Here is a 17,443-nt window from a genome sequence, read left to right as displayed (position 1 = left end):
ATTCGATGTATCGTGTATTAGTTGCAAACAGAGGCGAAATTGCAGTACGAATTATTCGTGCATTAAGAGAAATGAATATGGAGTCTGTTGCTGTTTATGCAGTAGGGGATGAAAACAGTTTACATGTTAAATTAGCTGATTATGCGGTATGTATTGGCAATGCGAATCCTCTAGACAGCTATTTAAACATTCGTAATATATTATCAGCTGCTGAAATTTCACATGCAAATGCGATTCACCCTGGCTATGGATTCTTATCAGAAAGTCCAGTTTTTGCTGAAAAAGTAGAAAATGAAGGACTCTATTTTATTGGTCCAACGAAAGAAACAATGGAGTTGATGGGTGATAAAATTACAGCGCGTCAAACTGTCGACCAAGCAGGTGTACCCATTATTCCAGGTTCAAAATCATCTGTGGAATCTGTAGAAGAGGTCAAATCACTAGCTGAAGAGTTAGGCTATCCTTTAGTGTTAAAGGCTGCTAGTGGTGGTGGCGGTAAAGGTATCCGTATCGTCAAAGAAGAAAAACAACTTGAACAATCATTTAAAGAAGCTAAAAGTGAAGGTAACAAATATTTCAACGATGATCGTGTGTATGTAGAAGCGTTTATTCCTGTCGCTAAACACGTTGAGGTTCAAGTCTTAGGTGATGGTTCAACTAATTTCATTCACTTAGGTGAAAGAGACTGTTCAGTACAACGAAAAAACCAAAAGCTTATTGAAGAATCACCTTGTAGTGCGTTAACACCAGAAAAACGTGAACAAATGTGTAAGGATGCCGTTAAAGTTGCTAAAGCATCACAATATCGTAGTGCTGGAACAATCGAATTTCTTGTGACAGAAGATGCTTACTACTTTATTGAAATGAATGCGCGTATACAAGTTGAGCACACAGTTACAGAAATGCGTACAAATATTGATTTAGTTCAACAACAATTATTGATTATGCGTAATAAAACATTGGCACTCAAACAAGAGGACGTTACCTTTACTGGTCACGTGATTGAAGCACGTATTAACGCAGAAAATCCGGAACAACAGTTCAGACCAACACCAGGGACAGTAGAAAGACTACATTTACCACAAGGTTTCAATGTTCGTGTTGACTCATTGCTGTATAGCGGTTATACTGTTTCATCATATTATGATTCTTTAGTGGCTAAAGTCATCGTAAAAGGAGATAACAGATCTCATGCCATTGAAAAACTAAAAGTGACGTTAGATGAAATGGTCATTGACGGTTTTACAACAACAGCAGACTTTCTTTACGCTGTCCTATCCTACCCACCATATTATGAAGGAGATGCTAAAGACGTAGATATTAAGTTTTTAGATCGTCATGATATTATAGAGGAGGCTAACAATGACTAAGATTGATTTAAACTGTGACTTAGGTGAAAGCTTTGGTAATTACAAAATAGGTAATGATGATCATGTGATTCCTTTAATAACATCAGCAAATGTTGCTTGCGGCTTTCATGCAGGTGATGAAAATGTGATGTTAAAAACGGTTCAGCTCGCTAAAGAGCATGGTGTTAGTATCGGAGCTCATCCTGGTATTAATGATTTACAAGGTTTTGGAAGACGTAATCTAGATATGACGCCAGATGAAGTGTATAATATGATGGTCTATCAAATCGGTGCATTAAAGGCTTTTTGTGATATCGAAGGTGTTCGCATGAATCATGTGAAACCGCATGGCGCACTTTATCAAATGGGTGCTAGAGATCATAGTATTGCACAAGCAATTGCACAAGCGATTTATGATGTTGATAAAGATCTTTATTTAGTAGGTCTGTCAAACTCTATACTTATTGAAGAGGCACAAAAGGTTGGATTAAACGCAGCCTCTGAAGTATTTGCTGATCGACGCTATGAAAAAGATGGTCAACTGGTTAGTCGAAAAAAAGACGGTGCCGTTATAGAAGATACAGAGGAAGCGATTGAACAAGTTGTGCGTATGGTCTCTGAAGGTAAAGTGACAGCTATCACTGGTGAAGAAGTTGATATTGAAGCTGATACGATTTGTGTCCATGGTGATGGCGCACACGCATTAGAGTTTGTTCAACAAATCCGCAACAAGTTATCGGAGGTTAACGTAGACATTGTCAAATTAGGGGGTTAATGAATGGGGAGAAACGATTATAAACTCGACAATCCGAGTGAATTCAAATTTACGAAAGAACATCGAAGGTTATTATTAGGATCAGTGTTTTTAATGGCTACATCAGCCATTGGTCCAGCATTTTTAACGCAAACAGCAGTATTTACGGAACAATTTTTAGCAAGTTTCGCTTTTGCGATTTTGTTGTCTATTTTGATTGATATTGGTGCTCAAATTAATATCTGGCGTATTCTTGTAGTTACCGGTTATAGAGGTCAAGAAATTGCTAACGAAGTCATTAAAGGGTTAGGCACGTTTATTTCCATATTGATTGCTATCGGAGGTTTAGCGTTTAATATCGGGAATATCGCAGGCGCTGGACTTGGACTAAATGCTATTTTTGGTATTGATGTGCGTATCGGTGCAGCAATTACAGCGATTATAGCCATTTTAGTATTTATTTCGAAAAAGGGACAAAAAATCATGGACGTTGTCACAATGGTGTTAGGTGTTGTGATGATAGCTACAGTTGCTGTCGTAATGTTTAAATCTAATCCACCATATTTAGATGCAGCACAACACATGGTTTTACCTGAAAATCCACTTGCACTTGTATTACCGATTATTACCCTTGTAGGTGGTACAGTTGGTGGTTATATTACTTTTGCCGGAGCACACAGATTGTTAGATGCGGATATAAAGGGTAAACAATACTTACCTTTTGTAAACCGTTCAGCCATTACAGGTATTATGACAACAGGGTTAATGCGTACACTCTTATTTTTAGCTGTTCTAGGAGTGGTTGTTACTGGCGTCACTTTAGATGCAGAAAATCCCCCGGCGTCAGTTTTTGAATATGCTTTAGGTCCAATTGGTAAAAATATTTTTGGTGTAGTACTTTTTGCAGCAGCCATGTCATCTGTGATTGGGTCTGCTTATACTAGTACAACATTTATAAAAACACTACATCGCAAGCTAGATAAATTTGATAATTATGTTGTTATTGCATTTATTGTAATATCATCAGTCGTGTTTTTAACAATAGGACAACCAGTTAAGTTACTTATTATTGCGGGTGCACTAAATGGTTTAATTTTACCAATTACACTTGGTACAGTACTCATTGCATCAAAAAATAAACGCATTGTAGGAGATTATCATCACCCAACTTGGATGTTAATCTTTGGATTTATCGCAGTATTGGTAACATTAGTCACTGGATTCTTTTCTTTCCAAGGTTTAGCTGATTTATGGAATCAATAATAAATTAAATATTTAATGAAAGGTCTAGAGAAGGAAGTCAAACTTGATTTCAATCTTTCTCTAGACTTTTTTTATTAAAATGTTTAACCATCTAATATATAAGATTTAAGGGAATATTAAAAAAGATGTTACACTATTATCAAATACATGCATTACGGTCATATGTTAAAATAACAAAAGTGTAAGCATGGCGTTGAGTGAATCAGCTTGCCATTTAAAGACTGTTAATCATAAAAAAGTTAGATACATCATTTAAGAAGGAGTTATGATTATGATTGGTATCATTGGAGCAATGGAAGAAGAAGTCGAAATTTTAAAAGACGCAATGGATAACTTAAAAGAATTAAACACAGCACATACTGTATTTTATACAGGACAATTAGCTGATAAAGATGTCGTACTGATTAAAAGTGGTATCGGAAAGGTAAATGTGGCTATTTCTACAGCTTTACTCATTCATGACTACGCTCCTAAATATATTATTAATACAGGTTCTGCAGGTGCGTTACAAGATGGATTAGCTTTAGGAGATGTCGTCATCAGTTCGGAAGTGTCATATCATGATGCAGATGCTAGAGCATTTAATTACGAAATGGGACAAATACCAGGGATGCCAGCACGCTATCAAGCAGATCGTTATTTAATTGAAAAAGTAGAAGAAACTCTAGATGCGGTCCAACTTAACGGTCAAGAAGGATTGATTGTTTCAGGTGATAGTTTTATAGGTACGAAAGCACAGAGGGCACATATTCTTGAACATTTCCCAACTGCAATGGCAGCTGAAATGGAAGCCGCAGCGATTGCGCAAACATGTCATCAGTTCAACGTACCATTTATTATTACTAGAGCCATTTCAGATTTAGCGAATGAAGAAGCGGATATGACATTTGAGGCATTTTTAAAAGTTGCTTCACAATCATCAAGTAAAATGGTTATTGAATTACTGAAAGCAATTTAGGGATAATTTAATGAATAATTCGTGCTATAATCATAGGAATGAATAGAAAAGTGGAGGATTTTATGGGTATATTGAGACAATTATTTTTACCTAATCAATATGCACAATCAATATACGAAATTGATTATGACATATTAAAAAAGAAAAAAATTAAAGGAGTCATTACGGATTTAGATAATACGTTAGTTGGTTGGGATGAAGCAGAACCCACACCACGTGTAAAAGAGTGGTTTAATACATTGAATGATTACAATATCCAAGTAACGATTGTTTCTAATAATAAGGAAGAACGTGTAAAGTCATTTTGTCGTTCTTTAAATGTGGATTACATTTTTAAAGCGCGTAAACCTTTAAGAAAATCTTTATTAAAGGCGATTGCGCAGATGTCACTTAAACCCGAAGAAGTTATTGTAATTGGTGATCAGATGCTAACAGATGTATTTGGCGGCAACCGTGCGGGGTTATATACGATTATGGTAGTGCCTGTTAAACAATCGGACGGATTGGCTACAAAGTTTAATCGTTTGATTGAGCGAAGATTATTAAATTATTTTGAACGAAAAGGTTATATTAAATAAGGAGGTTTAGTCATTGAATGAAACGTTTAAATGTATAGGCTGTGGTGCTACGCTACAATCTGATAATAAGGATTTACCCGGATACGTACCTAGTTCAAGATTGAATCAAGAAGATGTGATTTGCCAACGCTGTTTTAGATTGAAAAACTATAATGAAGTTCAAGATGTCGGACTAGATAGTGAAGACTTTTTAAATTTATTACAAGGACTTTCTGATAAACCTGGCATTGTCGTAAATATTGTCGATGTATTTGACTTTGAGGGCTCATTCATTCATGCTATCAAGCGAATTGTCGGTAATAAAAAGATCATTCTTGTCGCAAATAAGATAGATATACTACCTAAACAAATCAATAAACGTCGTGTTAGTGAGTGGATTAGACAATCCGCTAAAAATTATGGTTTATATCCAGATGATGTCGTACTCATTTCAGCTGTTAAAGGATTTGGAATAGATGAGTTAATGGCTTCTATCGATAAACATCGTAAAGGACAAGATGTGTATATCGTTGGTACTACAAATGTAGGAAAATCCACATTAATTAATCGTCTTATTGAAGAGAGTGTCGGTGAAAAAGATGTCGTAACTACGTCCAAAGTACCAGGCACAACATTAGATATGATTGATATTCCATTAGATGATAATAGTTTAATGTATGATACACCAGGCATTATACAAGCACATCAAATGACACATCTTGTGACAACTAAAGAGTTAAATACTATCATACCTAAAAAGGAAATTAAGCAGCGTGTGTTTCAACTAAATGAGGCTCAAACACTTTTCATAGGTGGTCTAGCCAGAATTGATTACATCAAGGGAGGAAATAAACGCCCATTTATCTGTTTCTTTTCGAATGACCTTAACATTCATAGAACAAAACTCGAAAAAGCAGATACACTATGGAAAGAGCAAATTGGTAAATTATTAGCGCCACCACATGACGAAGCGCATTTTGATTTCGATCAATTAAAACAAGTGGATATCAAAACGAAAGACAAACGTCAAGATATCATGATTTCAGGATTAGGTTTTATTACATTAGAGGAAGGTGCGACACTCACTATTACAGTGCCAAAATCAGTTGATGTCGTAGTTAGACCTTCCATTCTTTAGGAGGTGTTTAGATGAATTTTGCAGTGATAGGTTATCCTATTAAACATTCTCTTTCACCAATGATGCATCATGCGAATTTTAAAAGCTTAAATTTACAGGATAATTATGAAGCTTTGGCTATTGCGCCAGAACATTTTCATCATATTCGAGATATTATTACCGAACATCAATTAGATGGATTTAATGTTACGATTCCACACAAAGAACGCATTATTCCATTTTTGGATGATATGTCAGAGGAAGCACGTTTAATTGGAGCAGTTAATACTGTAAAAATCGAAAATCATCGTTGGATAGGTTATAATACGGATGGATATGGCTATGTTAAGGGATTAAAAGACCACTATGGAGATTTAACGAATGCACGTATCTTAATTTTAGGTGCAGGTGGTGCAAGTAAAGGGATTGCCTACGCCTTAAATCAACAAACTAAAGAGATAGTCACAGTGGCTAATCGCACAATGAAACGTTTTGATGATTGGCAATTTGATATTAATAAACAACCGCTTAATGAAGTGAATACATCTATGAATGATTTTGACATTATCATCAATACGACACCGTTAGGCATGGATACATCAGAAGAAAGTATTTTAACTTTTGATGCTTTGGATTCAACTATTTTAGTTAGTGATATTGTGTATACACCTTTGGAAACAGAATTTTTAAGACAAGCAAGACTGAATGGTAATGATACATTCAATGGTCTAGATATGTTTGTATATCAAGGGGCTAAAAGTTTTCAAATATGGACAGGACATGAAGCGGATACAGCTACGATGAAAGAAACAATTTTAAACCATTTAAATAAAAATAATCGATAAGGAGAGGCTTTATGGCATTAACAGGAAAACAAAAACGATATTTAAGAAGTGAAGCACATCATATTGATCCAATCTTTCAAATTGGAAAGTCTGGCATTAACGAGAATATGGTGAATCAAATTGAAGATGCTTTAGAAAAACGAGAGCTTATTAAAATTCATATTTTACAAAATAATCTAGATGATCCTAAAGAAGTTGCAAATAATATTAGTGAGTTAACGAATAGTCATTTAGTTCAATTAATCGGATCGATGATTGTGTTGTATAAAGAATCCATAAATAATAAAAGGATTGAATTACCGTAATGACAAACGTTGTGGTTTATGGTGGTCATTTTAACCCTATTCATAGTGCGCATGAAATGATTATGAGTGAGGTTAATGCGCAAATTAAACCTGACCATTTTTTGATTATGCCGAGTTATATTTCGCCCCTTAAAGATATTAAGGATCCGATTGATATTAAACATCGCATTCATATGGTTGAACTAGTGATTCAAAATCTAGGCTTTGGTACTTTAAGAATGGATGAAATTGACCGTAAAGGCCAAAGTTATACTTATGATACGATGTGTGCACTGTCTAAAGAATTTCCGGATGCTCAATTTTATTTTGTGATTGGTACGGATCAGTATCAACAACTTCATCGTTGGTATAAGATTGAAGCACTGAAATCTTTTGTTACTTTTATTGTAGTTAATAGAGGAGAAGAGGCTATTCATGAAAGTGATGCCGTTAAGCCACTCTCTATACCAAACATGGAAATAAGTTCAACAGAAATTAGACAGCGTTGTAAGTCAAACCAACCTATCCATATGTGGGTGCCTTTGAACGTTGAAAAGTATATAATTGAGGAGAATTTATATGGATAAACAATTTGCAATTGAACTGGTAGAACAAAAATTACCTAAAAAACGTTTTGATCACTCACTGCGTGTTGCTGAAACTGCAGTGAAGTTAGCGCATATGTATGAAGGTGATGTAGAAAAGGCTGAAATGGCTGGCATTCTGCATGATTTTTGTAAATATGACGATTTAAGCTATATGTATCAAATTGTAAGACGTTATGAATTAGACTCAGAGTTATTAAGTTATGGTTCTGAAATTTTACATGGTCCGGTTTGTGCGGCGATTATGAAACACGACTATCATATACAAGATGAAGATATCTTATTAGCAATCGAAAATCATACAACTGGCAGAAAGCATATGACTAAAACAGAAAAGTTAATTTTTATAGCTGATTACATTGAACCAGGACGTACAACGCCAGGTGTCGATGAGGTACGAGATCTCGTATATAATGGTGGCGGCTTAGATAAAACGATTTATGAAATCTCCAAACGTACAGTAATGTATCTTGTCTCAAAAGATGTAAGTGTTTTTCAAGCAACAATTGATTGTTTAAATTATTATAATTTCAATGAATCTAGATAAAGGATGATTAAATGAACTCTAAAGAATTATTAGCTTTAAGTGTAGAAGCTGCGGATCAAAAAAAAGCAGAGGATATTGTTTCTATTACTTTAAAAGGTATTTCAGATGTTACTGATTATTTTGTAGTATGTCATGGTAATAATGAACGCCAAGTACAAGCTATAGCTAAAAGTATTAAAGATAGTGTAGAAGCACAAGGTATTGATATTAAAAAAGTTGAGGGTGCTAATGAAGGGCGTTGGATTCTGATCGATTTAGTAGATGTTGTTGTACATGTATTTCATAAGGATGAACGTCAATACTACAATATTGAAAAATTATATAGCGATGCTGAAATGTTAGGCTACCAAGAAGTTGTTAAGTCATAATGCAATATGAGAATCTAAGTCGATATTATGATATGTTATCGGATGATCAACCTTATGATAAATGGTTAGAAATCATTTACCAGCACTCAAAAGAGCACTCGGCAAAGTCTATTTTAGATTTAGCGTGTGGGACAGGTACACTTACGCAACGACTACCTGCTTATTTTGATACGGTATATGGCATTGATTTAAGTAGTGACATGATAGATATTGCTAAAACTAAATCTGAAGCGGTGAGCTGGTATGTCAAAGATATGAGTGATTTTCAGTTAGATCAATCGTTTGATATGATCACATTACTCTGTGATGGCTTAAATTATTTAGCTGACCCGACTGATGTGATGGCAACATATAATCATGTCTATCATCACCTTAATCAAGGTGGCGTATTTATATTTGATGTTCATACAACGCATAAGGTAATGACTCAATTTGATAATCAGGTTTATTTAGATGATCGTGAGGATTTAACACTAGTATGGCAAACTGAATTAGGTGAATTACCATATAGTGTTTGGCATGATTTGACATTTTTTATACGTTCTAACGATCACAAACACTATCAACGAATAGATGAAACCCATTTTCAAATGACATTACCTAAAGAACAATATTTAGAAATGCTGAAATCAATAGGTTTTCATGATATACAAACTTTCTATGATTTTGATGTGAATAATCAACAAGCTGAAAGTGATCGTTTATTTTTTATTGTAAAAAAATAAAGTAATCTTCCTCCTTTACACGTGTATTGATTTAAAGGGGGAGATTATCATCGATCATTTTAAGTTACTAAAAGAGTATCTTTTTAAATGGCGTTACTATTTAATAATTGGTATTTTTTGTATTATATTGGGATTATTTTATGTTCATTCACAAAGTACTACTTCAATGGAAAATAAAGAAGAGAACCAATTGATAGAATCTCAACTAATTTCAAGTGATGAAGAGAAAAATGAGAGCCTCAATCGTAAGGATGAACAACCCATGAAAGTAGTTGTGGATATTAAAGGCGCTGTTAGAAAGCCGAATATTTATACTATGATGTCAGATGACCGTGTTCAACAAGTCGTTGAAAAAGCGGATCCGTTACCTGATGCTGATTTATCACAAGTTAATTTAGCGGAAAAGTTAACAGATCAGAAACTGATTTGGATACCTTCGAAAAATGATCAATTAGTTCAAACAGCACCTACAAATGGTCAAGGTAATTCTGGTGATGACATGACTCAACCAATTAATTTAAACACTGCTGAAGAAAGTGATTTAACTGAAATTCCAGGGATTGGTCCAAGCAAAGCCCAAATGATTTTGGATTATCGGGAAGAACACGGTCAATTTAAATCATTAGAAGAATTAAAAGAAGTTAAAGGTATTGGGGACAAAACTTTCGAAAATTTAAAGGATTACTTTGTTGTTTAATTTTAAGGTAGCAATAGATTATATTTTAGAGGTGGTTATGAATGTATAGACTTCAATGGCAAGATTATTTTATGGCTCAGGCCCATTTATTAGCATCACGGTCCACTTGTACGAGATTATCTGTAGGTGCAACTATTATAAAAGATAATCGTATTATCGCTGGTGGTTACAATGGTTCTGTTGCTGGTGAGGTACATTGTATAGATGAAGGTTGTTTAATGGAGGATCATCATTGTATACGTACGATACACGCAGAAATGAATGCGATTCTTCAATGTGCCAAACAAGGTGTATCAACAGAAGGCGCTACCATATACGTCACACATTTTCCGTGTTTGAATTGTACTAAATCGATTATACAAGCCGGAATCAAAACCATCTACTATGCTCAAGATTACCATAACCATGAGTATGCGATTGCATTACTTGAGCAAGCAAATGTTAAATATGAAAAAGTACCTTTTGATGCAGACTTAATTGCTCAATACTTTTTGAATGTATGATTGTATACTTTTTCCTATCCTATGTAATAGGGCAAATTTATTATTTTCATTCCTTAACAGCGATTTTTATTTTTTTGTTAGTTATCTATAGTTTAATCATACACAAAGTAGATTTAAATATATTGATTGGTGTTATTGCATGTATGATACTCGGATATATGATTGAATCAACTATGCAACAACCACTTACCTTTCATCAAGAAAAGTTTATTAATCGTGATAAACAGCAAGTCAGTTTAAACATTAAGTTTAAGCAGTTACCAATCATACACGATAATCGGTACACTGCTTCTATTATCACTAATAACAAGCCGCTAACGTTATCTTCATACAATGCGCCACAATTATTCAAACCCGATGCTAAGTTCATACGAGAATATGTTTGTCGTATTGAGGGAGAATATAAGCCACCATCCGACATAGGGATGACCCCTTATTTTACAATTAAGCATTTTAAACAAGACCAGTGTTGGAAAGAAAATCCCACTTTTAAAGATAAAGTATACTATTTTCGCAATTATATAACTGAAGAAATTTTAAAATCTCATTTAGTAGGAAAGGCAAACATCATTGCTTTAATTACAGGACAGTCTCAATATATTGAAACAGAAAAAATGACTTTATTACGTCAACTTGGTATATCTCATTTATTTGCAATTAGCGGCACGCATATAGCCATTTTAGTGGTGCTAATACTAACGATTGGTAAACGATTACCCGTTCCTGCAGCATTAAGTAAGTGGGCGTTGCTTTTTATTTTACCGCTCTTTTTAATCTTTACTGGACAATCGCCAAGTGCTGAACGTGCTGTAATCATGGCCATTTTAGTTATCATATCGTCATTTTGGAAAAAGATGACAGCTTTGAATATATTATTAGTAGCTTATATACTAATCAGTAGTTTTTCACCATCTTTACATTTACATGTTGGTTTTCAATTTTCCTTTGTTATCTGCTTTTTATTGATATTTTTACAAAAGTGCTATAGTACTGCCTCTCTTTTTAAAAGTATATGGATTACTAGTTTAATTTCTACATTTGGAACGCTACCAATCAATTATCAACATTTTAATGAATTCCAATGGTTAGGGCTTATCACAAATATTTTATTTATCCCATTATACTGTTTTGGAATTATTCCACTATCATATCTCGCTGGTTTAATTACGTTAATAAACGTCAATTGGCTTAGTTTATTAGAACTCCCTTATCAATTTTTATTTAAGATGGAAGAAATCTTTCTCTTATTATTTTCATCGTTAACTCAATTTCGTATCTATTTACCAGATTACGGAGAAATAGGCTACCTTATTATCATTATTTTTTATTTACGTTAATATTATTATGTAAACTTAAGAGATATATAGTTTCGTCATCTGGTTATTTACGGGAGTCTTAATTTTTTCTTTTTTAGCTGGTCCGAGGGATAATCGTATGACTGTTTTAGATGTAGGGCAGGGTGATAGTATTTTATTTGAAAATAAAAAGGGAGAAGTTCTAATGATTGATACTGGAGGACAAGTTAATTATGGTTTACAAACGAGAACAAATTTTAATATAACTGAACGTAAATCGCTGCCTTTATTTAAGAAAAGGGGAATTCACCGTATTGACATGTTAATATTAACGCATGACCATGACGATCATATTGGTGAGTTTGAACATTTATCAAATGTAGTTCAAATTAAAAGTATTGTTTTGAATCCAAATCATTTTAATCAAAAATCTTTAAAAAATATTATTACGATAGCGAATCAAAAACATATTTCACTTAAACTATTTCCACAATATAATGAGTTCGACTTTGGAGTGTTTCATTTTAAGTTATTAAACTCAGATATTGTTCAAAGTGAGGATCCTAATGAACATTCAATTGTTACATTAGTAAGTATAAATGAAACCAACATATTACTAATGGGAGATGCCACTACCAAGAACGAAGAAAAGTTAATGACCACTTATCATTTACCTCAAATAGATATATTAAAAGTTGGACATCATGGCAGTTTAACAAGTAGTTCAGAGACATTTTTAAATACGATTCATCCCTCCATAGCGCTTATTTCTGCTGGAAAAAATAACCTCTACCATTTACCTAATCCTCAAATATTAGAACGTTTAGACAAGCACGATATATCGACCTATAATACTGCAGATAACAGTCATATTTCAATTCGTTTTGATGATCATCATTACGCTTTGTTAAAGGACTCTCAATAAAATTATTGAATGATTCATGTTATAATAAATGCGTTGAATTAAAAAGAAAGGAAAACTTTGATGTCACATATAAATGTTATTTATGGCGAAGTACTTGAATTAATCGATAAGGAATCGAATGAATTAATTCAATCCTACTTAAAAGATGAGCCTAAGGATGATTTTAATTTTGTTAAGTATAATTTATATGAAGCAAATTTAAATCAAATTATAGAAGAAGCTATGACATTACCGCTTTTTTCTGATAAAAAGGTAGTGCTTATACAAAATAGTTATATTTTTACGGGTGAAAAGATAAGTGATGATGTAAAAGGACAGTTGAATCAATTGGCCGAGTTTATAGAAAAATATGATTCAGATGCTTTGATTGTATTTCAAGTTCCTTCTGACAAATTAGATGAAAGAAAAAAGATTGTAAAAGCACTGAAAAAATATGCTCGCATTAAAAAGGTTGATGCATTTACAGAAGATGAAATGAAACAATGGATTATTGACTACTTACAAGCAGCTCATAAAGAAATTAAGCAAGATGCATTAGATGATTTTCTTCATTTGACGGGTGTTCATTTTCGAATTGTTCAGCAAGAATTAGATAAATTATTATTATTTATTGAGGATAGACTTACAATTACTAAAGAAGATGTACATCAAATTGTAAATCGCAGTTTAGAGCAAAATGTCTTTTTACTAACGGATTATATTCAAAAAGGTCAAAAAGATAATGCAGTTCAACTAATGAAAGACTTAATACAACTTAAAGAAGAACCTATAAAACTACTTGCTTTAATTACTAGCACCTACAGAATTTATTATCAGACAAAAATATTAAGTCAAAAGGGATATAGTGGTCAACAGATTGCAAAAACAATTAATGTCCATCCATATCGTGTGAAATTAGCCTCAGCAAAAATTAAGAAATATCGTTTGAATGACTTATTGAATATTATGAATCAATGTGTAGAAACTGATTATAAATTAAAGTCGTCATATTTAGACAAAGCGCTTATATTAGAGCTATTTATACTTGCTGTATAACGGTATGGCTAATAAAAAAACGATTGAGAAGCAAACTAATAGCGCTTCTCAATCGCATTATTAATCAACCTTAATTATTTTACTGACATTAATTTTGATTTCATTCTGTCAGCTTTGTTTGAATGAATTAAATTGCTTTGTGACGCTTTATCAATACGTTTTACTGCAAGATTGATTAATTCTTGTTTATTATCAGCATTTGATTCAATAGCTTTTTTAGCACGTTTTACAGCTGAACGCATGTCATTTTTTTGAGAAATGTTTTTAAGTTCAGTAGTTTCTGTTTTTCTTACACGTTTAACAGCAGATTTGATATTTGGCATGTGAAACACCTCCTAGAGTCTTCTTAGTATCAAATTAAATTTGATTACAACAGAGTTCATTCTATCAAAAGTCCCCATAATGTGCAACGATTATTTACAAATACGATACGATTTATAGCAGAAGCGACAGACCTCTTAAGGTGGAACGTTAAACTATTCAGTGATTTGCAATTGTAGAAGAAAAACGTTATCATATCAAAGATGTATTCGTTATAAAATAAGGTACCATTAAGAAAGTGAGTAGAATGATATGGAAAAACAAGAACGCTTAAATAGATTAAAATATATCCGAAACTTCTCAATAATTGCGCATATTGACCACGGTAAATCTACTTTAGCTGATAGAATACTTGAAAATACCAAATCGGTCGAATCTCGGGAAATGCAAGCGCAATTACTTGATTCAATGGATTTAGAGAGAGAACGCGGCATTACAATTAAATTGAACGCCCTACGTCTTAAATATGATGCAAAAGATGGAGAAACGTATACTTTCCATTTAATTGATACACCAGGACATGTCGATTTTACTTATGAGGTTTCTAGATCTTTAGCAGCTTGTGAAGGGGCTATTCTTGTCGTAGATGCTGCACAAGGTATTGAAGCGCAAACATTGGCGAATGTATATTTAGCTTTAGATAATGATTTAGAATTAGTGCCAGTGATTAATAAAATCGATTTACCTGCAGCAGAACCGGAACGTGTGAAAAATGAGGTAGAAGAAGTCATCGGCCTTGATAAAGATGATGCTGTGTTAGCAAGTGCAAAATCCAATATTGGCATCGAAGAAATTTTAGAGAAAATCGTAGAAATGGTTCCACCGCCTGAGGGTGACCCTGATAGTCCGTTAAAAGCGTTAATATTCGATTCGGAGTATGACCCTTATCGTGGTGTTATTTCTTCTATAAGGGTAGTTGAAGGTGTAGTGCAACCTGGCGATCAGATTAAAATGATGGCTACTGGCAAAACATTTGAAGTCACAGAAGTAGGTATTAATACACCGAAACCATTACCAACAGAAGAGCTTACAGTTGGAGATGTTGGATATATTATCGCGAACATTAAAAATGTAGATGATTCACGAGTAGGGGATACGATTACATTAGCGAATAATCCAGCTGAAGCCCCATTAAAAGGGTATAAAAAAATGAATCCGATGGTCTTCTGTGGTTTATTCCCTATAGATAACAAAGATTATAATGATTTAAGAGAGGCGCTTGAAAAACTACAACTTAATGATGCTTCGTTAGAGTTTGAACCTGAATCATCTAAAGCATTAGGATTCGGATATCGTACTGGCTTTTTAGGCATGCTTCATATGGAAATCATTCAAGAAAGAATTGAACGTGAATTTGGTATCGAACTTATTGCTACTGCGCCTTCTGTAATTTATACAGTTTATTTAAAGAATGGTGAAGAAGTCTTAGTAGATAATCCAGCGCAAATGCCTGAAAAAGATCAAATCGAAACAGTATATGAACCATTTGTGCGCGCTACAATGATGGTGCCAAATGATTATGTTGGTGCAGTTATGGAACTATGTCAACGTAAACGTGGGCAATTCGTTAATATGGATTATTTAGATGATATTCGCGTTAATATTGTCTACGAATTACCTTTATCAGAAGTTGTGTTTGATTTCTTTGACCAGTTAAAATCTAATACAAAAGGATATGCTTCATTTGATTATGAATTTATCGAAAACAAAGAAAGTAATTTAGTCAAAATGGATATCCTTCTTAATGGTGAAAAAGTTGATGCATTAAGTTTTATTGTGCATAGAGATTTTGCGTATGAACGTGGTAAAGCATTAGTAGAGAAATTAAAAACACTTATTCCAAGACAACAATTTGAAGTACCAGTTCAAGCTGCAATCGGTCAAAAAATTGTCGCTCGTACTAACATCAAATCTATGGGTAAAAACGTTTTATCTAAATGTTACGGCGGCGATATAAGTCGTAAGCGTAAATTACTTGAAAAACAAAAAGCGGGTAAAGCGAAAATGAAAGCAGTAGGTAATGTTGAAATTCCTCAAGATGCTTTCCTAGCTGTATTAAAAATGGATGATGATTAATTTAAAGTGCTCCCAATCACAAATAAAATAGTCGATTGGGAGCTTATTTTATCGTATAACTAGTTTTATGGGAGGATAATATATGAATGTTCAAAGCGCTTATATTCACATTCCTTTTTGCGTTAAAATCTGTACCTATTGTGATTTTAATAAATATTTCATTCAAAATCAGCCAGTAGATGAATATATTGATTGTTTAATTGAGGAAATGAAAACAGCTGAGACTTCTCATTTAAATACCTTATTTATTGGAGGAGGGACACCTACTGCCTTATCAGATGAACAACTTGAAAGATTGTTAAAGGCCATCAATGAACAATTTAAGGTAGATAGTGAATATACAATTGAGGCAAACCCTGATGAATTAACAGAATCTAAAATTGCGCTTTTAAAACAATATGGGGTTAATCGATTATCACTAGGTGTACAAACGTTTGATCAACAGCTTTTAAAAACTTTAGGCCGTAGCCATCAAACTGAAGATATATACCGCGCTATTCAGAATGCCCGGAAATATGATATACCTTCAATTAGTATCGATTTAATGTATGATTTGCCTGGCCAATCAATAGCACAATTTCAGGAGAGTTTACAAGAAGCGCTTAATTTAGACATCGACCATATTTCGAGTTATGGATTGATATTGGAACCTCAGACGCAATTTTATAATTTATATCGTAAAGGAAAGCTTGATTTACCGGATGAAGATGAGGGCGAAACGATGTATCAGTTATTAATGAACACCATTCAAGATAGTAATTTACATCAATATGAAATTTCTAATTTTGCTAAAGTGGGACATGAATCTCTCCATAATCAAGTGTATTGGAAAAATGAGGAGTACTATGGTTTTGGTGCCGGAGCAAGTGGATATGTGAACGGTATACGGTATACAAATGTTAAACCGGTTAATCATTATATAGAGAAAATCCGGGACAATGTGTCAGTTAGGTTATCAGAAACACAACTATCACAACAAGAACAAATCGAAGAAGAGATGTTTTTAGGGTTGCGAATGACAACAGGTGTAAGTAAATCTAGATTTAAACAAAAATTTGGTCAAAAAGTAGAAGATATTTATGGTAAAGAATTAGAAATGCTAGAAAGTCAAAATTTAATTCATCAAAATAATGACCATATTGCCTTAACAGAGCGCGGAAGAATCGTTGGAAACACTGTATTTGAGGCGTTTATAAAAATTTAAAAATAATAAGAGCTT

At 33.5% G+C, this 17,443-nt stretch carries 20 protein-coding genes; 19 read left to right on the top strand and 1 reads right to left on the bottom strand.

The features are described 5' to 3' along the window. Window positions 1-5: 5 nt before the first annotated feature. The 17 genes from ACEE93_RS04965 to holA all read left to right on the top strand — a co-directional run bounded on the left by ACEE93_RS04965 (window position 6) and on the right by holA (window position 13,827). On the top strand, window positions 6-1,370 hold the full coding sequence (locus ACEE93_RS04965; RefSeq protein WP_449155624.1) for an acetyl-CoA carboxylase biotin carboxylase subunit: 1,365 nt from the start codon (window positions 6-8) through the stop codon (window positions 1,368-1,370). Continuing rightward, a complete protein-coding gene (pxpA, locus tag ACEE93_RS04960) occupies window positions 1,363-2,124 on the top strand; it encodes a 5-oxoprolinase subunit PxpA (protein ID WP_449155623.1) in 762 nt (253 codons plus the stop codon). Before ACEE93_RS04965 ends, pxpA begins: the two co-directional genes overlap by 8 nt. Before the next feature lie 3 nt (window positions 2,125-2,127). Beyond that, complete coding sequence (locus ACEE93_RS04955; protein WP_449155622.1) at window positions 2,128-3,366, top strand: NRAMP family divalent metal transporter; 1,239 nt, start codon at window positions 2,128-2,130, stop codon at window positions 3,364-3,366. Window positions 3,367-3,637: 271 nt separating this feature from the next. Further along, window positions 3,638-4,324, top strand: coding sequence for a 5'-methylthioadenosine/adenosylhomocysteine nucleosidase (locus ACEE93_RS04950; protein ID WP_449155621.1), 687 nt, complete (start codon window positions 3,638-3,640; stop codon window positions 4,322-4,324). Window positions 4,325-4,386: 62 nt separating this feature from the next. Then, window positions 4,387-4,902, top strand: coding sequence for a YqeG family HAD IIIA-type phosphatase (locus tag ACEE93_RS04945; RefSeq protein WP_449155620.1), 516 nt, complete (start codon window positions 4,387-4,389; stop codon window positions 4,900-4,902). A 13-nt stretch (window positions 4,903-4,915) separates the two neighbouring features. Then, window positions 4,916-6,019, top strand: coding sequence for a ribosome biogenesis GTPase YqeH (gene yqeH, locus ACEE93_RS04940; RefSeq protein ID WP_449155619.1), 1,104 nt, complete (start codon window positions 4,916-4,918; stop codon window positions 6,017-6,019). Window positions 6,020-6,030: 11 nt separating this feature from the next. Beyond that, a complete protein-coding gene (gene aroE / locus ACEE93_RS04935) occupies window positions 6,031-6,843 on the top strand; it encodes a shikimate dehydrogenase (RefSeq protein ID WP_449156429.1) in 813 nt (270 codons plus the stop codon). 11 nt (window positions 6,844-6,854) lie between these two features. After that, window positions 6,855-7,148, top strand: coding sequence for a ribosome assembly RNA-binding protein YhbY (gene yhbY, locus ACEE93_RS04930; RefSeq protein WP_449155617.1), 294 nt, complete (start codon window positions 6,855-6,857; stop codon window positions 7,146-7,148). Next, complete coding sequence (nadD, locus tag ACEE93_RS04925) at window positions 7,148-7,714, top strand: nicotinate (nicotinamide) nucleotide adenylyltransferase (protein WP_449155616.1); 567 nt, start codon at window positions 7,148-7,150, stop codon at window positions 7,712-7,714. Before yhbY ends, nadD begins: the two co-directional genes overlap by 1 nt. Continuing rightward, a complete protein-coding gene (gene yqeK, locus ACEE93_RS04920; protein ID WP_449156428.1) occupies window positions 7,707-8,279 on the top strand; it encodes a bis(5'-nucleosyl)-tetraphosphatase (symmetrical) YqeK in 573 nt (190 codons plus the stop codon). The genes nadD and yqeK overlap by 8 nt, the downstream gene beginning before the upstream one ends. An 11-nt stretch (window positions 8,280-8,290) precedes the next feature. Further along, window positions 8,291-8,647 carry a ribosome silencing factor gene (gene rsfS / locus ACEE93_RS04915; protein ID WP_449155614.1) on the top strand — a complete coding sequence of 119 codons (357 nt, stop codon included), beginning with the start codon at window positions 8,291-8,293 and terminating at the stop codon, window positions 8,645-8,647. After that, window positions 8,647-9,372, top strand: coding sequence for a class I SAM-dependent DNA methyltransferase (locus ACEE93_RS04910; protein WP_449155613.1), 726 nt, complete (start codon window positions 8,647-8,649; stop codon window positions 9,370-9,372). The genes rsfS and ACEE93_RS04910 overlap by 1 nt, the downstream gene beginning before the upstream one ends. Window positions 9,373-9,538: 166 nt before the next feature. Next, window positions 9,539-10,069, top strand: a complete 531-nt coding sequence (locus ACEE93_RS04905) for a helix-hairpin-helix domain-containing protein (RefSeq protein ID WP_449155612.1) — start codon at window positions 9,539-9,541, stop codon at window positions 10,067-10,069. A gap of 41 nt (window positions 10,070-10,110) precedes the next feature. Next, window positions 10,111-10,572, top strand: a complete 462-nt coding sequence (locus ACEE93_RS04900) for a ComE operon protein 2 (RefSeq protein ID WP_449155611.1) — start codon at window positions 10,111-10,113, stop codon at window positions 10,570-10,572. 158 nt (window positions 10,573-10,730) lie between these two features. Then, window positions 10,731-11,909 (top strand): ComEC/Rec2 family competence protein, encoded by a 1,179-nt coding sequence (locus tag ACEE93_RS04895; protein ID WP_449155610.1) that lies wholly within the window; start codon window positions 10,731-10,733, stop codon window positions 11,907-11,909. A 97-nt stretch (window positions 11,910-12,006) separates the two neighbouring features. Further along, complete coding sequence (locus tag ACEE93_RS04890; RefSeq protein ID WP_449156427.1) at window positions 12,007-12,792, top strand: ComEC/Rec2 family competence protein; 786 nt, start codon at window positions 12,007-12,009, stop codon at window positions 12,790-12,792. Between the two features lie 57 nt (window positions 12,793-12,849). Continuing rightward, window positions 12,850-13,827, top strand: coding sequence for a DNA polymerase III subunit delta (gene holA / locus ACEE93_RS04885; RefSeq protein WP_449156426.1), 978 nt, complete (start codon window positions 12,850-12,852; stop codon window positions 13,825-13,827). A gap of 74 nt (window positions 13,828-13,901) precedes the next feature. On the opposite strand, the gene rpsT is transcribed toward holA, so the two are convergent. Continuing rightward, window positions 13,902-14,150, bottom strand: coding sequence for a 30S ribosomal protein S20 (gene rpsT / locus ACEE93_RS04880; RefSeq protein WP_449155607.1), 249 nt, complete (start codon window positions 14,148-14,150; stop codon window positions 13,902-13,904). A gap of 250 nt (window positions 14,151-14,400) precedes the next feature. On the opposite strand from rpsT, the gene lepA reads away from it, so the two are divergent. Together lepA and hemW are read left to right on the top strand one after the other, a co-directional pair. Then, window positions 14,401-16,224: a translation elongation factor 4 gene (lepA, locus tag ACEE93_RS04875; RefSeq protein ID WP_449156425.1), complete on the top strand. Its 1,824-nt coding sequence runs from the start codon at window positions 14,401-14,403 to the stop codon at window positions 16,222-16,224. 82 nt (window positions 16,225-16,306) lie between these two features. Beyond that, a complete protein-coding gene (hemW, locus tag ACEE93_RS04870; RefSeq protein WP_449155605.1) occupies window positions 16,307-17,428 on the top strand; it encodes a radical SAM family heme chaperone HemW in 1,122 nt (373 codons plus the stop codon). The last annotated feature ends 15 nt before the right edge of the window (window positions 17,429-17,443 follow it).

The sequence above is a fragment of the Staphylococcus sp. 11262D007BW genome (assembly GCF_053547815.1).
The sequence above is the reverse complement of the archived record's forward strand: the minus strand, read 5'-3'. Positions and strand labels throughout refer to the sequence as shown.

Bases quoted from the DNA above. Each gene is read 5' to 3' on its own strand.
- ACEE93_RS04965 (WP_449155624.1), top strand. From the start codon at position 6: ATGTATCGTGTATTAGTTGCAAACAGAGGCGAAATTGCAGTACGAATT.
- pxpA (WP_449155623.1), top strand. From the start codon at position 1,363: ATGACTAAGATTGATTTAAACTGTGACTTAGGTGAAAGCTTTGGTAAT.
- ACEE93_RS04955 (WP_449155622.1), top strand. From the start codon at position 2,128: ATGGGGAGAAACGATTATAAACTCGACAATCCGAGTGAATTCAAATTT.
- ACEE93_RS04950 (WP_449155621.1), top strand. From the start codon at position 3,638: ATGATTGGTATCATTGGAGCAATGGAAGAAGAAGTCGAAATTTTAAAA.
- ACEE93_RS04945 (WP_449155620.1), top strand. From the start codon at position 4,387: ATGGGTATATTGAGACAATTATTTTTACCTAATCAATATGCACAATCA.
- aroE (WP_449156429.1), top strand. From the start codon at position 6,031: ATGAATTTTGCAGTGATAGGTTATCCTATTAAACATTCTCTTTCACCA.
- yhbY (WP_449155617.1), top strand. From the start codon at position 6,855: ATGGCATTAACAGGAAAACAAAAACGATATTTAAGAAGTGAAGCACAT.
- nadD (WP_449155616.1), top strand. From the start codon at position 7,148: ATGACAAACGTTGTGGTTTATGGTGGTCATTTTAACCCTATTCATAGT.
- yqeK (WP_449156428.1), top strand. From the start codon at position 7,707: ATGGATAAACAATTTGCAATTGAACTGGTAGAACAAAAATTACCTAAA.
- rsfS (WP_449155614.1), top strand. From the start codon at position 8,291: ATGAACTCTAAAGAATTATTAGCTTTAAGTGTAGAAGCTGCGGATCAA.
- ACEE93_RS04910 (WP_449155613.1), top strand. From the start codon at position 8,647: ATGCAATATGAGAATCTAAGTCGATATTATGATATGTTATCGGATGAT.
- ACEE93_RS04905 (WP_449155612.1), top strand. From the start codon at position 9,539: ATGGAAAATAAAGAAGAGAACCAATTGATAGAATCTCAACTAATTTCA.
- ACEE93_RS04900 (WP_449155611.1), top strand. From the start codon at position 10,111: ATGTATAGACTTCAATGGCAAGATTATTTTATGGCTCAGGCCCATTTA.
- ACEE93_RS04895 (WP_449155610.1), top strand. From the start codon at position 10,731: ATGATTGAATCAACTATGCAACAACCACTTACCTTTCATCAAGAAAAG.
- ACEE93_RS04890 (WP_449156427.1), top strand. From the start codon at position 12,007: ATGACTGTTTTAGATGTAGGGCAGGGTGATAGTATTTTATTTGAAAAT.
- rpsT (WP_449155607.1), bottom strand. From the start codon at position 14,150: ATGCCAAATATCAAATCTGCTGTTAAACGTGTAAGAAAAACAGAAACT.
- lepA (WP_449156425.1), top strand. From the start codon at position 14,401: ATGGAAAAACAAGAACGCTTAAATAGATTAAAATATATCCGAAACTTC.
- hemW (WP_449155605.1), top strand. From the start codon at position 16,307: ATGAATGTTCAAAGCGCTTATATTCACATTCCTTTTTGCGTTAAAATC.